Annotated in this window: 12 protein-coding genes; 6 read left to right on the top strand and 6 right to left on the bottom strand. The window is 49.7% G+C overall.

The genetic code is table 11. From position 1 onward, the window contains the following. Nucleotides 1–59 precede the first annotated feature (59 nt). Nucleotides 60–797: a 23S rRNA (guanosine(2251)-2'-O)-methyltransferase RlmB gene (gene rlmB / locus NT073_RS20505; protein ID WP_297377678.1), complete on the top strand. Its 738-nt coding sequence runs from the start codon at nucleotides 60–62 to the stop codon at nucleotides 795–797. 229 nt (nucleotides 798–1,026) lie between these two features. After that, the gene (locus NT073_RS20500; protein WP_297377172.1) at nucleotides 1,027–1,488 is read left to right on the top strand and encodes a hypothetical protein; all 462 of its coding nucleotides are present in this window, start codon (nucleotides 1,027–1,029) and stop codon (nucleotides 1,486–1,488) included. Nucleotides 1,489–1,554: 66 nt separating this feature from the next. Here the strand turns inward: NT073_RS20500 and NT073_RS20495 are convergent, their stop codons facing one another. Next, complete coding sequence (locus NT073_RS20495) at nucleotides 1,555–1,944, bottom strand: c-type cytochrome (protein WP_297377170.1); 390 nt, start codon at nucleotides 1,942–1,944, stop codon at nucleotides 1,555–1,557. Nucleotides 1,945–2,118: 174 nt separating this feature from the next. Between NT073_RS20495 and NT073_RS20490 the strand changes: the two genes are divergently transcribed. Beyond that, nucleotides 2,119–2,859, top strand: coding sequence for a class I SAM-dependent methyltransferase (locus NT073_RS20490; protein ID WP_297377168.1), 741 nt, complete (start codon nucleotides 2,119–2,121; stop codon nucleotides 2,857–2,859). Here the strand turns inward: NT073_RS20490 and NT073_RS20485 are convergent. Beyond that, a complete protein-coding gene (locus NT073_RS20485; RefSeq protein WP_297377166.1) occupies nucleotides 2,854–4,542 on the bottom strand; it encodes a VRR-NUC domain-containing protein in 1,689 nt (562 codons plus the stop codon). The two genes, NT073_RS20490 and NT073_RS20485, sit on opposite strands and share 6 nt — an antisense overlap. Before the next feature lie 50 nt (nucleotides 4,543–4,592). Here NT073_RS20485 and NT073_RS20480 point away from each other — a divergent pair, with 50 nt between their 5' ends. From NT073_RS20480 to NT073_RS20470, 3 genes are all read left to right on the top strand, one after another. After that, on the top strand, nucleotides 4,593–5,594 hold the full coding sequence (locus tag NT073_RS20480) for a DUF2157 domain-containing protein (protein WP_297377164.1): 1,002 nt from the start codon (nucleotides 4,593–4,595) through the stop codon (nucleotides 5,592–5,594). Further along, nucleotides 5,581–6,771: a hypothetical protein gene (locus NT073_RS20475; protein WP_297377162.1), complete on the top strand. Its 1,191-nt coding sequence runs from the start codon at nucleotides 5,581–5,583 to the stop codon at nucleotides 6,769–6,771. The genes NT073_RS20480 and NT073_RS20475 overlap by 14 nt, the downstream gene beginning before the upstream one ends. 271 nt (nucleotides 6,772–7,042) lie before the next feature. Next, the gene (locus NT073_RS20470) at nucleotides 7,043–8,230 is read left to right on the top strand and encodes a phosphoglycerate kinase (RefSeq protein WP_297377160.1); all 1,188 of its coding nucleotides are present in this window, start codon (nucleotides 7,043–7,045) and stop codon (nucleotides 8,228–8,230) included. A 63-nt stretch (nucleotides 8,231–8,293) separates the two neighbouring features. Here NT073_RS20470 and NT073_RS20465 read toward each other — a convergent pair whose 3' ends face one another. The 4 genes from NT073_RS20465 to NT073_RS20450 form a co-directional block, all read right to left on the bottom strand. Beyond that, nucleotides 8,294–9,781, bottom strand: coding sequence for a tetratricopeptide repeat protein (locus tag NT073_RS20465; protein WP_297377158.1), 1,488 nt, complete (start codon nucleotides 9,779–9,781; stop codon nucleotides 8,294–8,296). 125 nt (nucleotides 9,782–9,906) lie between these two features. Next, nucleotides 9,907–10,662, bottom strand: coding sequence for a C4-type zinc ribbon domain-containing protein (locus tag NT073_RS20460; RefSeq protein WP_012927660.1), 756 nt, complete (start codon nucleotides 10,660–10,662; stop codon nucleotides 9,907–9,909). Nucleotides 10,663–10,679: 17 nt separating this feature from the next. Continuing rightward, on the bottom strand, nucleotides 10,680–11,780 hold the full coding sequence (locus tag NT073_RS20455) for a Nif3-like dinuclear metal center hexameric protein (protein WP_297377155.1): 1,101 nt from the start codon (nucleotides 11,778–11,780) through the stop codon (nucleotides 10,680–10,682). Between the two features lie 194 nt (nucleotides 11,781–11,974). Beyond that, nucleotides 11,975–13,288 carry a sialidase family protein gene (locus tag NT073_RS20450; protein ID WP_297377153.1) on the bottom strand — a complete coding sequence of 438 codons (1,314 nt, stop codon included), beginning with the start codon at nucleotides 13,286–13,288 and terminating at the stop codon, nucleotides 11,975–11,977. Nucleotides 13,289–13,303 lie beyond the last annotated feature (15 nt).

The raw sequence follows: 13,303 nt of genomic DNA, 5'->3' as shown, positions 1-13,303 counted from the left end.
CCAATTATAAGCCACGCCCAGGAGGGTCAAAACCACAGTACCAGCCTCAGCCCGATGAGATGGTGTTTGGTATTCAGTCCGTTATCGAGACGTTGAAATCCGATCAGCAGATTGATAAACTCTACATGGAGAAGGGATTGAGCAATCCCGATATTCAAAATCTGGCTTTTCAGAAGCGGGTTACCATCCAGCGCGTTCCCGTTGAGCGTCTCGACCGGTTTACCCGAAAGAACCATCAGGGTGTAGTTTGTCTGATTGCCCAGGTGCAATACGTTAAACTATCGAATGTAATAGCCGATGTATTTGAGCGGGGCGAGGTTCCTTTCTTTCTATTGCTGGACCGTATTACCGATGTCCGTAATTTCGGTGCTATCGCCCGCACGGCGGAGTGTACTGGTATTCAGTGCATTGTTATTCCGGGACGGGGTGCAGCAGCTATTAACTCCGATGCCATGAAAACATCGTCTGGAGCGTTGAACCACATTTCCGTTTGCCGGGAACCTGATCTGACTGAAACCGTAAAATATTTACAAGAGTCGGGTATCACGGTGGTGGCTTGTACTGAAAAATCGGCCCGCGACCTTTACGAACGGACCACTGATCTAACAGGTCCCATGGCGATCATCATGGGTTCAGAAGAGGACGGTATATCGCCCGAACTGCTTCGTATGGTGGACACCCATGTTAAGATTCCGCTTTTGGGAGCCGTTGGTTCATTGAACGTGTCGGTAGCAACCGGCGTGATTCTATACGAAGCCGTCCGACAGCGGAGTTTGCCTGTGAGTTCAGTTCAGTAACCTCCCGACTCTCCTCTTTATTCACGTATAAAAATCACCAGACTAAGTCTGGTGATTTTTTTTGTCCCTACTCCACGAAGCTGCTAAAATAAAGATCACGTCATGTAACCTGACTGGGTTTCTGGGTCTATTAATTAGGCGTTGTCATAAGCCATAGACAGAACAGCAGACCAGGTCATAACTCATTTGCCTACATCCGACTAATTCCACCCAAATCGTAACTAAACCAATGAGCGCGAACCGTTTTCTGCCTACGTACGATACCCGTGTAGTATTGATAGCTCTGTTCTTGTATGCACCATTCCTCCAGGCGCAGACCTTTACCGGGCAACCGAAGCTGACGCCGTTACCCGCTGGTTTTGAGGCTATGGTTTACCCATCAACTACCCAGCCATCGACCGTCAGAGTCGTTTTTAATAATCCCACGGGTGGGTCGGTTCGAGTACAAATAGAAAATACCGAAGGTCAGATTTTTTATGATGCCTACGAAACAGTTAGGCAATACCGACGACGGTTCGATCTGGCTATCTTACCCGCAGGCAACTATACAATTGTACTGAGCAAGCAGAATAGCCGTTACGCACAGGCATTTGTTATTGATCCACCGGCCAAACCTCAAAGCCAGGTTACGCTCATCGGCTCTTACGCCAAGAAAGCATCCGGGAAAAAGATAGTTGTCAGCGACTACTGATCTTCGTTCATGTTTAGGTAGCCCTTAAAAGAAAAACACCGGACTGATAAGTCCGGTGTTTTTCTTTTAAGCTTTCTTGCTTTTGGATTTCGCTTTGGTAGCACCGCCCTTCTTGGCAGGGCTATCATCCAGAGAATTAATCCAGACCGCCAGTTTCATCGCATCTTCTTTGGGCACTTGCTTCATCGCAGCCATTGGCGGATAACCCGGCCAGTGAGATGGAATTGGATTATAGATCAGGTTAACAATTTCCTCGTTTGAATACTTCTTTTTGGCTACATCGGCATACGCTGGACCTACTAACCGTTGATTTGGACGGTGGCAGGCTATGCACGTATATTTCGTCATCAGGGTATTCATTTCTGCAGGAATATCGGATGGCGCCTGAGCCTTAACGTCGATGGAAGCTACGGCAAGCGAAGCCGAAGCGATGAGAATACCAAGTATTTTTTTCATGAGAATCGGGTAAACGGTAAATAAACAAACAGATTGAGTGAGGGCAACAAGTCAACCGCGCAAAAATAGATGGTTTGGGGTCATAACCCAATTTTAGCAACGGTTTTTCCTATTAAACCACTGTTTAGACAGTTGTTCTTAAAAAACGTTTAAAATTGCTGAAAAGAAATTTATATGCAACCCATCGACCGCTTCTCGGGTCATGCCGATCTATACGCTCAATACCGTATCGACTACCCCGCCGACTTATATGATTTTATCCTAAAAGACTGCCCTGGTCGGCAGCGCGCTTGGGATTGCGCCACCGGAAACGGTCAGATTGCCGGTGCATTGGCCGAATTGTTTGATCAGGTCGACGCTACGGATATCAGCGAAACCCAGCTTATTCTGGCCGTAAAAAAGCCGAATATACAGTATCAGACGAGTTTAGCCGAACAAACGCCTTTTGCGGATAACTCTTTTGACCTGGTTACCGTCGGTCAGGCCATACACTGGTTCGATGTAAAGGCCTTTCACCAGGAAGTCCGAAGAGTTGCTAAGCCCAATGCCGTTATTGCCGAATGGGGCTACGGATTAGTACAACTCGGTTCTGATCTCGACCCAATCATGCTTGATTTTTACCGGAACCGAATCGGACCTTACTGGGACCCCCAACGGACACACATCGACAACCGGTATGCAGCCTTGCCGTTTCCGTTTTCGAACATCCAATACGCTACCTTCACGGCACGTCGCAACTGGTCGCTGGACCGATTCATGAACTACCTCCGCACCTGGTCGGCGGTGCGGCAATACATTCACGAAAATGAAGAAGACCCTATTATCGGGCTGGGAGATGATTTACGTCCGGCCTGGGGTGATGGTGAGCGCGATGTAGCTTTCCCGATCTTTCTTCGACTGGGAGTGGTTTCATAACTCCCAGATTACCCGCACAACTTTGCCCCGTACACCAATAGTCTGGAAAAATTCCAGCCAGTGCAGCTGCTGCGGGCCGAGGTGGTCGGTAGGCGATTTAACTTCCACAAAGCTATAGCCGCCCTGGTCGTTCCAAATCAGTAAGTCGGGGAAGCCGCGGGTATGCTCACGGACATTGCGGGCCATTTCGAGCAGTATCAGCCTCAGTTGCTCAATATCCAGTAACTCGATCATCTGCTGAACAAGCCCTAACAACTCATCCGACCAGTCGACCAGCACATTCGTAATGCCATATTTGGCGTTGAACATCCGGCCTACATGCCGTCGCCAGTCGTCTTTCGTATCGAGTTCGGTTAGTCGCTTTTTTAGCAAGTCTTCGCGTTTCAGGTAGAAATCGGGTAGATAAAAATCGGACGGAGCCCGTTGCAGCGGGTGGTGAATAGCCGACACGTTGGCGTCGTAGATAATGTCCCAGAATACCAGTCCGAACAAACCACGCCAGGGATAATTTTCTGTGAAAGCCGCGTCGAAATCATTTTCTAAATAATAATTCATCACGCCCGCTTCGACATGATGACGGTAAGCTGCCGGGATATTGACACTTTCGGCATCGGACAAAAAACGCGTCGTGGCTTTGCGCGTCCGTTTTTTCTCGCTCAACCCCAGGATCTTCTCCCGAAAATCGGTAGCAAAGTAACGTTCTTCAGCGTTTAATGGGCTGACGGCTATTTCATCACAGAGAGCCAGCGCTTCCTCAACGGAGCCGTTTTTGAAAAGTAGTCGAACCCGCCGTTCCCGCGCCGGAACCCGGTCTGAGAGTTCATAGACGGCTAGTGCCTGATCGGGAAGTTTTTGCCGTTCCAAAAATGCCCCCACGCGGCAAACCAGTTTCTGATAACCCGGAATGGCAATTTCTGTTAGCTCGGGGCGTGTTTCGTTCCAGTTCAAAAACCAGTTGTAAATATCATCGGCGGGAGTTTCAGCTTCTTTGAGGTCGTAAAACTCTTCGTTCGTGAGCGAAATCAGCAGTTTATCCTCCACTTCTTTACGGGTGCGGAAGCGGGCCGTTAGCTTGCTTTCGTCGTATTGCTCGAAATTGACCATGCCAAGGTCGCGCACCACAAATTCGGTCATGTTGCTGCCTCGGTTGCCGAAAAAGAGGTACTTCACCATCATGCCTTCGGCTTCGAAGTTCATCTTCACCACCGTCTCATGCGTAGTCAGGCTGGTAACAACTTCGGCGAAATCAAGCTCGTGAAGCGCGTAGCGGACAACACTTTCCTTTTTCTCTTTTGCTAAGGGCCGACTCTCTTCCGGTTCTAGAGGAAGCAGGTTGAGGAGTTCTGGCTTGGTGAAAACGCTCAGAGCGGCTTCGCCCATAATTTCATGGTGAGCCGACAGCCGTTCAACAAATCCGGCTTCTATCAATGCATTTACACTAGCCGGTAGGTCAGTTATTTCGTTATACTGTAGTTTATTGGTACGAAAAAAGAGTCCTTTACGGTTACTGAACCGCACATACAGGCACTGGGCGTCGAGGGGTAAGGCCTCGAACTGATGAATAAAATCCCATTCGGAATCGCTTAACAGATTGCCGTACAGCCGTTTAACAAAGTCCAGCACGTAGCGGAAATTGTCGAGGTAGTAACGGGGAGTAAGGGGTGTCTTTTGTCGTCCAACCATGCTGTAAAGCGGGTGAAAACCGCATTTGTATAACAAAAAAACAATCATTTATGTCCCCGGACGATGTGCTGAACGTACTGAGCAAACAAGGGCTTATACTACCCAGGCAGCAGACCGAAATAGCTGAATTAGAGCGTAAAAAACCTTTTTCGCTACATTGGGAGCTCCGCTCGATGCTTTATATCGGGATTCTGTTACTTAGCCTGGGGTTGGGATTGCTGGTCTATGATAACTTCGATCAGATCGGACAGGGGGCTTTGCTGACGGCTATCGCGGCTGCCTGTACCGGAAGCTTTTATTTCGCCTGGCGCAATCGACCGGTTTGGACGCTGATTCAGGCAAAAAGCAGGTCGACTTTTGGCGATTACGCCTTAATTCTGGCCTGTCTGCTCTTCCTGACGCTGGAAGGCTACGCGCAATATGCGTACGAAGTGTTTGGCTCGCGTTACGGATTGGTTACCCTGCTGCCGGCCGCTTTGTTTTTGCCAATTGCTTATCGGTTCGATCATCGGGGCGTGTTAGGTATGGCATTGACGGCCTTGATCTCGTGGGTAGGGGTAACCGTCCGGCCGCTCCAGCTTTATTTTAAAACCAACTTTTTCGATCAGGATACGGTTATTTCTGCCATTTCGCTGTCCCTTGTGCTAATTGGTGTCGCGTTCGTTCTGGAGAATCGGCGTATCAAACCCCATTTTACCTACACGTACCTGACCATAGCTGGTAATCTGCTGATGGTAGCACTGCTGGGTGGATTATTCAACTTCGATGAAGCGCGATTGTGGTTTGCCTTGGGACTTGGCATCGCCTGCTTCGCTTTTGACCGGTACACGCGGCAGCAGCGTCAATCGACGGCTGCGTCGGAGGGGTCGTTTCTGTTCCTGCTGATGAGTAGTGTGTATGGGTACATCGGGGTAACCTACCTGTTTTTTCATTACCTAAAACCATCCAGCGACGATACCTATTACTGGTACTTTATCGTAACCGGCATTGCGTTTGTCTATTACCTCATGAGCCAGTTACCCAAAGGCAATCGAACGAATGAAAGCATATAACGAACAGTGGATTTATAACCGAGACCTGCTCATACAGTCGGAGCGGTGGCATCGACAGGGGCTGTTGTCCGACGAGCAAATGGAGGCCATACGCAAAGCTTACCCCGTGGAGTTTCGCCGGACAAACGGGTTCATCGAAATTGGTCTGTTCCTGTTTACGACCGTGGCCATACTGGCGTGTTACCTACTGCCCGCCAGTATTTTCTCCGGTATGCTGGACAATCCAACAGTCTATGGTGTATTCAATATTGCCTTTGGTATCGGTGTAGGAATAGTGGGCTGGTTTCTGATAAACCGTCGGCTGCTGTACCGGAATGGCATCGACAATGCTTTTGTTGTGACATTGACGGGCTTTCTGGCGTTTGGCTTTAATCAGTTTCTGCCGAATGGACTATCGGTATCCACGCATTGCCTGTTCACGTTGCCGCTATTGCTGCTGGTACTATGGTATTACGGCGACACACTGATCGCTTTCTTTTCGCTGGCGGCTTTTTACACCGCTATCTTCGATAGTTTACTGAAGGTAAGCGGGGGGCGAGATGTACTTCCCTTCGTTATGATGGGCGTTTCGCTGTTACTGTACATCGGGGTTAGGCAGGTCATTAACCGAACCAGCAATCCAACTTACTACGCCGATCCGCTTAATCTGGTGCAATGGCTGTCGCTGATTGTTCTGGCTGCCAGCGGTAACTATTTCATGGTGCGCGAACTGAACGGACTTCTACTTGAATCGAGTTCGGGCCGATCTGCACTGACGGAAGCTCCTCAAATTGGGTTGCCCGTTCTCTTCTGGATACTGACCTTTGCTATTCCGGGCCTCTATCTGTGGCAGGGCCTGACGAAGCATAACCGGATGCTTATCATCCTGGGTACGCTGGGCCTTATCGCTGCGTTCATGACGGTACATGACTATACGGCGCTGGTACCGCTCAATGTTGCCCTCACTGTAGGTGGGTTGGGGCTGATCGGTCTTGCAGTAGCTGGAATTCGGTATTTATCCAGCCCTAAACACGGCTTCACCGATGCCCCTGACGATGATTCGCCAAACGAATTATTTATCAACGTGGCTACTATTGCCGTCGCTCATGCTACCAGTACTATACCCAACGGGCCAAAAGACGACCTTCAGTTTGGCAAAGGTGATTTTGGCGGAGCTGGGAGTGAAGGGAAGTATTGATGTGTATGGAATTGAACATGGTTATGTATAAACGGATGAAAAAGCTATGCGGACAAATATTGATATTAATGATGAAAAGATTTGGTGATCTTTGGAAATGAGCCATCTAAAGACAAAGAAAGCCTTTGCTGAACTAGCTCTTCAACAGTATATTGAGTGGCATACAACCCTTCGAATCGCGGTTTGATAGGAACAACCATAAACTTACCGCTCGCGTCTGCTAAAAAACCGCTAAGTTTGGCCTCGAAAACCAACGACCATACGCAGTCGCATGAAAACCGTAGATACCTACAATTTTGCCGGTAAGAAAGCCCTCGTTCGGGTGGACTTCAACGTGCCACTCGACAAAGAGTACAATATTACGGATGATACCCGCATCAAGGCAACCATCCCAACCGTTCTGAAGATCGTGAACGACGGCGGTTCAGCCATCCTGATGTCGCACCTCGGCCGCCCCAAAGGTGGTCCCGAAGAAAAATATTCGCTCAAGCACATACTGCCTGCCCTGAAAGAAGCTTTTGGCCGCGACGTGAAATTCGCGGACGATTGCATAGGTCAGTCGGCAACGGACTTAGCTGCCAGTCTGCAACCCGGCGAAATCCTGCTGCTTGAAAACCTGCGGTTCTATAAAGAGGAAGAGAAAGGGGATGTAGCGTTCGCCGAAAAGCTTGCCAAGCTGGGTAATGTCTGGGTTAACGACGCCTTTGGAACGGCTCACCGTGCTCACGCGTCGACGGCCGTTATGGGCCAGTTTTTTGAAGACCGCGTGGCGGGTTACGTGATGAATGCTGAGCTAGCTAACGCCAAGAAGATTCTGGAAGAGGCAGAGCGGCCATTCACCGCCATTATGGGTGGAGCTAAAATCTCTGATAAAATTCTGATCATCGAGAAACTACTCGACACGGTTGATAACCTGATCATCGGCGGTGGTATGACCTATACCTTCACCAAAGCGCAGGGCGGCAACATTGGAAAATCGCTGCTCGAAGCCGATAAGCAGGAACTGGCTCTTGAACTGCTGAAAAAAGCCGAAGCTAAAGGCGTGAAGATTTATATGCCCGTCGACAACCTCTGCGCCGACGATTTTTCGAATGATGCCAACCGTCAGATCGTACCAACCGGTCAGATTCCTGATGGCTGGGAAGGACTAGACATTGGTCCAAAAACCATTGAACTGTTTAAAGAGGTTGTTCTTAAGTCGAAAACCATTCTCTGGAATGGCCCGATGGGCGTATTTGAATTCGAGAATTTTGCCAAAGGCACGAATGCCATTGCCGAAGCCGTGGTGAAAGCTACTGAAGAAAACGGTGCTTTCTCGCTCATTGGTGGTGGCGACTCGGCGTCGGCAGTCAATCAGGCTGGCTACGGCGATCGTGTTAGTTACGTGTCTACCGGTGGTGGAGCCTTGCTGGAATACATGGAAGGTAAAGTACTGCCCGGTGTAGCTGCGCTGGAATAATTAATTAGACATACAGCCAAAAACAAACGCCATTTCTTGGAGATATGGCGTTGTTTTTTCATCCTACAACCCATTTAAACCCGCCCTTGCTTTATTGTCGACGCTATTTTTGTACTCGTGGCGTTTGAAACTGAGGGCTTTTTGGAAAAACGACCGTGCACGAGCGCGGTCGTTTTTTTGCTGATAAATATATCCTAATTGAAGGGCCGCTGTGGCACCGAAAGAAAGCTGGATCGGTTCACTCAGCGCTAGCGCGCGCGTTAGCCAGGGTATAGCTGCATCGGGGTTATCCCGGCGTTGGAAAATACGGCCCATACGGTACGTATATTCTGCTTTTTCGGCTGTTGTTGAGAAACTGCCTTCAGTGTAAGGACGCAGGTAAGCCAGCGCACTATCCGTGAAACCACCATCGGAAGCTAGCCGCGCCCGCATCAGTACTTTCTGGTTGGCTGAGATGCCTTTGCCTAAATACGACTCGGCAAATTTCTGCGCGGCCTTATCTGACTCCACCGTTGTTCGGCCAGTAGTAATTACTTTCTGTAGGAAGGGACGTGACTCAGCATCGGGTTTGTTCGCCAGCCAGCGGCATAGAAAGAGTTTATAGTAGGAGTCTTTCAGAAAATTACGGCCTTTATAGGTGGCCAGAAACTGCTGAAAATGGGTTGTTGCTGTGTTGTATTCACCCTTTTGCAGGTAAATGTCGCCCAGAATGTTTTCAACAACGGGTAAGGGTAGATAATTTTTACCACTCGGGCGGGTAGATAGGTATGTAAGCGCCTGTTCACCGTGGCCGTTCTTTTGTTCAATAGTTGCCCCAAAGAAATGCAGCAGCAGGTTATCGGGATGGGCGCTGACCAACTGCTGTAAGCTTTGACCGTCCGCGTCGGAAAACGTCAGCACATAGGCCCGTACCATCAGGTCAATCAGCCGGGCTTCGAGGCCGAAGATTGGGTCTTGCCGGGCGCGTTGAAGTTCCTGTTGCCCCTGCTGAATGTTTCCGTGTAAACCCAGTAGGTTTGCCACCCAGCTGTAACTATCTGGCACAGAGCCAATCATGACATGAAGTGTTCCCAGCGATTTATAAGTAGGGACAAAGGCTGGAAATCGTCTCTGGTTCTCTGCCAGTAGTTTATAAGCCCGAATGACATCCCAACTCGCGCTCATCTCCTTTCCGAATTTCAATTTAGTAAACGCCCAGTGGAGCCGCACCTCAGCCAGAAGCACCCGTTTCCAGGGGGATGCGTCATCGAGTTTTTTAAGGGCATCGAGCCGCTCCTCCTCCCGGTCACTGATTGAGGCAAAGAGCCGGTCGTCGTCGGAGGTAACGAGCAGAAGCATATCGGCGTAATCATCAACGAAAATGCGTACACCATTCTGTGCTGACTCTGCCGTTAGTATATGTTGAGTGGGTTGTACCGCTAGTTTTTGAAGTTCGCTATAGGCCCGTTGCAGACCCGGTGTCCAGACAAAATCCTGCGCCATAGCCACAAACGGATTGAGCAGGACAAACAATGCTGCAACAACTATAAAGCGGCATATAAACGTGGGCATGGTTGATGCAGGTTGATGGCCGAAACACTTGAACAGGTACGACAGCAACATAACGGCTAGTGTGCGGTACTACTATAAAAAAAGGTCGCCTAAAGACGACCTTTTTTTATAGTATTCGGGAAGGCCTACCGGCCACGGCCCGTTGGTGCTGGTTCGGGAACACCTTCTACATCGGCAAAAATCCGTCCGCAGTGTTCGCAAACGATGATTTTCTTTTTGTCTTTGATGTCAGCCTGGCGCTGGGGCGGAACTACGTTAAAGCAGCCTCCGCAGGCTCCCCGCTTCACCATCACAACGGCCAGACCATTGAGGGCGTTACCGCGAATCTTCTTGTAGGAGTTCAACAAGCGGGCTTCGATAGTTGTTGCCTGCTCATCCCGCTGTTTGATGAGTTCCTTTTCTTCTTCCTGGCTTTCCGACGTAATCTGATCGAGTTCCTGCTTTTTGGCTTTCAGGTCTTCTTTCCGTTCGTTCAGGGCCGCTGTTGTCGTTTTGATCTCCTCTTCCTTGCCTCGTACCCGGAATTGAGCTTCGTTGGCACGTTTTTCGACCAATTCAATCTCAAGTGACTGTAACTCGATTTCTTTCGAAATGGCGTCAAACTCGCGGTTGTTGCGAACGTTCATCTGCTGATCCTTGTATTTGGTGATCAGCTTTTCAGCGTCCTTTTTGGCCACGCGATTGCGCTCAATTTCTTCCTCCAGCGTTTTGATTTCGGCCTGGAATTTCCCAATCCGGGTTTCAAAACCTGCTATATCGTCTTCAAGGTCACGAACTTCTTCGGGCAGACCACCGCGAATTTTAATGAGTTCGTCTAGTTGAGAATCCAGGGATTGCAGTTTGAGAAGAGCGTCTAGTTTTTGCGCAATCGTCAGTTCCATTCGGAATGTAGTTAGTGCTATATGAAGTACCGAACCGGATTCGTATCCGTTTCTGATAAAATTACCGCAAAAGTAGTGAATTTTTTTGCCAAATGCCCGCAAATCAAGTCTTTCGTATAGACTTCACTTTCGTAATGCCCAATATCGCAGATGCTTATGCGTTCTTCGGCATCAAAGAATTCGTGATACTTGTAATCCGCCGTCACAAACACATCAGCTCCCGCCCGGATGGCGTCGGGGAGTAAAAAGCTGCCAACACCCCCGCAAACGGCGATTCGGCTAATCGGTCGGTCGGGGAGGGCCGTGTACCGGATCAGGTTCAGACTCATGTGTTCTTTTAAATAAGACAGCCAGGCCGTTCCTGTCAGGGGCTCCGGCAAATCGCCCACGGCTCCTGAACCGACCTCCTGATGCTGGTTATCCAACGGCGTTAGGTAATAAGCCACTTCGTCATAGCGATGTGCCTGCCGGAGGGCGGTTAATAACTGTCCCTGCTGATGGGTCGGGATGATAACTTCAATCCGATTCTCGGGCTCTTCATGGTACTCGCCAATCTCACCAATGACGGGCTGGGCGTTCTCGCCCGGCTGGAACGTACCGGTACCGCTAACCCGGAAACTGCAATTTTTGTAGTCACCGATCTGTCCTGCTCCGGCCGCATAGAGTGCGTCCAGTACCCGCTGGGTGTCGTTTATAGGGACGAATGTAACCAGCTTGCTCAGAACCTGGGTTTTAGGTGCTAGAATCTGTACGTTCGTCAGTTTTAATTTCTCCGCGATTTTAAAGTTAACGCCCCCCGCCACGTTATCCAGATTGGTGTGAGCTGCATAAATGGCTATGTCATTCCTGATGGCTTTGATAACGGTACGCTCTACATACGTTTTTCCGTTCAGCTTTTTCAAGCCCTTAAATACAACGGGATGATGCGCCACAATGACGTTGCACCCTTTGGCAATGGCTTCGTCGACAACCGCTTCAGTTACATCGAGCGTTACCAGCGCGCCTTTAATATCGGTGGTTGGGTCGCCTACAAGCAGCCCCACGTTGTCGTACGATTCCTGATAGGCAAGGGGGGCCAGAGCTTCAATATGGGCCGCGAGCTGACGGATTTGTGGCATAATGTCGACGAATACGGGTTTATTGGTGGTCTGTTAGCGCGCAAATTACGGAATCTATGGGCGGGATAACATCCTACCCGTCGCGGATAAAACGACAAAAGCCCCGGATATTGGTATATGCCGGGGCTTCGATTAAAAAGAGGAAAGAAAGAAAAGTAGACCGCGGTTGATTAAATCTGATGCTGAGTTGCTGGTTAAAGATCAATCTGGGCCAGACCGACAGAGTTTTTGTTATTGGCATGCTTCACTTCGTAAGCAACCAGGAGTTGATTGTCGATAACCAGGCCGCTGGCGTTGGTTCCATTGAGGGCGTTCTTCACCAGCTGCGTGGTGGGCGTCTGGTCTGTTTTAATGTTTTTGAAGGCAATTACGGAGCTTATGCCGGCTTCCGATGTTTGATTTTGTTCCCACAGTAATACGGATGATTTTGGGGCTGCCACCAGATAGGCATTTTTAGCTGTTGGATCGTCCAGAACAAATAACCGTTTGCCCTGCTGATTTACCACGCGGATGCCCGGCGACTCCTGCGTACCCGAAAACCACGCAATCAGATTCGTCCCCGCGCTGGCGCTGGAGGTGGGACCCGAGTGAGGGCAGCCGTTGATCTGCCAGTTGTCTTTGAACAGGATTTCTGATTTGGTGAACGAGGCTCCATTGTCCTTCGAACTCATTTTGGCAATGTCGCGGATGTTGTCCTGGTTGTCCCGGTAATACAGGTTCAGCGTGCCCGAATTGTCGACCAGTAGACTGATGTTGCAACAGTCGCAAACGAACGGATCAATAATGCGTTCGCTGCTAAACTGGTTGCCTGTGGAGCTAACAAACCGCATGTCGCGCTGGTGTTGCTTTCCTTCGATGTCGTTCAGATAAGCCACGCCGATTTCTCCGTTTGGCAGCACCGTCGCGTCGAAAAATCCACGGACGATATTAGGCGTTTTATCGGCGTGTACGGGCGCTGGCTGACTCCATGTTTTTCCCTGATCGTTCGAATAAGTATAGACAATCTGTAAATCGCTGGGACGGCCACCGCCCCGTTGAGCACTTTTGGCCGGTGCTTCCTGATGAACAGCACCGTGGTCATGTCCGGCCGGAGCCGCTTCGTGGTTAGCATGAGCAGATTCCGCTTTTGGGGCCTGTGCCGTTGGCTGAGGAGCCCCTGTTCCGGGACCGCGCAAGGTAAAAACAGCAACGGGTGTACCGTCTTTTTTGAAAAGCAGTTTAGGTCGCATCAACCGGGAGTTTCCAATACCAGCCGACGAAAAGATGAGTTTCTTATCGCCGAAAGTTTTGCCCTTGTCGGCCGACTCGGCCCAGTATAAATGGATAATACCATCCTGGTCTTTTTCCGTCCACGACAGTGCGATAGCACCTTTGGGTGTTTTGGTTAGCGTTGGAACCGCATATGCCCGGGTTGTATCGCTGAACTTTCCGTTATCGGTAGCGTAGCCAGTCAGGCCTAAGGTGAGAAGTGCGCCGAAGCAGACGATTTTTTTTACCAGCTTATTCATAATCAAGTTTGGGTT

Source organism: Spirosoma sp. (assembly GCF_026391055.1).
Classification (GTDB): domain Bacteria; phylum Bacteroidota; class Bacteroidia; order Cytophagales; family Spirosomataceae; genus Spirosoma.
The sequence above is the reverse complement of the archived record's forward strand: the minus strand, read 5'-3'. Positions and strand labels throughout refer to the sequence as shown.

Bases quoted from the DNA above. Each gene is read 5' to 3' on its own strand.
- rlmB (WP_297377678.1), top strand. From the start codon at position 60: ATGGTGTTTGGTATTCAGTCCGTTATCGAGACGTTGAAATCCGATCAG.
- NT073_RS20500 (WP_297377172.1), top strand. From the start codon at position 1,027: ATGAGCGCGAACCGTTTTCTGCCTACGTACGATACCCGTGTAGTATTG.
- NT073_RS20495 (WP_297377170.1), bottom strand. From the start codon at position 1,944: ATGAAAAAAATACTTGGTATTCTCATCGCTTCGGCTTCGCTTGCCGTA.
- NT073_RS20490 (WP_297377168.1), top strand. From the start codon at position 2,119: ATGCAACCCATCGACCGCTTCTCGGGTCATGCCGATCTATACGCTCAA.
- NT073_RS20485 (WP_297377166.1), bottom strand. From the start codon at position 4,542: ATGGTTGGACGACAAAAGACACCCCTTACTCCCCGTTACTACCTCGAC.
- NT073_RS20480 (WP_297377164.1), top strand. From the start codon at position 4,593: ATGTCCCCGGACGATGTGCTGAACGTACTGAGCAAACAAGGGCTTATA.
- NT073_RS20475 (WP_297377162.1), top strand. From the start codon at position 5,581: ATGAAAGCATATAACGAACAGTGGATTTATAACCGAGACCTGCTCATA.
- NT073_RS20470 (WP_297377160.1), top strand. From the start codon at position 7,043: ATGAAAACCGTAGATACCTACAATTTTGCCGGTAAGAAAGCCCTCGTT.
- NT073_RS20465 (WP_297377158.1), bottom strand. From the start codon at position 9,781: ATGCCCACGTTTATATGCCGCTTTATAGTTGTTGCAGCATTGTTTGTC.
- NT073_RS20460 (WP_012927660.1), bottom strand. From the start codon at position 10,662: ATGGAACTGACGATTGCGCAAAAACTAGACGCTCTTCTCAAACTGCAA.
- NT073_RS20455 (WP_297377155.1), bottom strand. From the start codon at position 11,780: ATGCCACAAATCCGTCAGCTCGCGGCCCATATTGAAGCTCTGGCCCCC.
- NT073_RS20450 (WP_297377153.1), bottom strand. From the start codon at position 13,288: ATGAATAAGCTGGTAAAAAAAATCGTCTGCTTCGGCGCACTTCTCACC.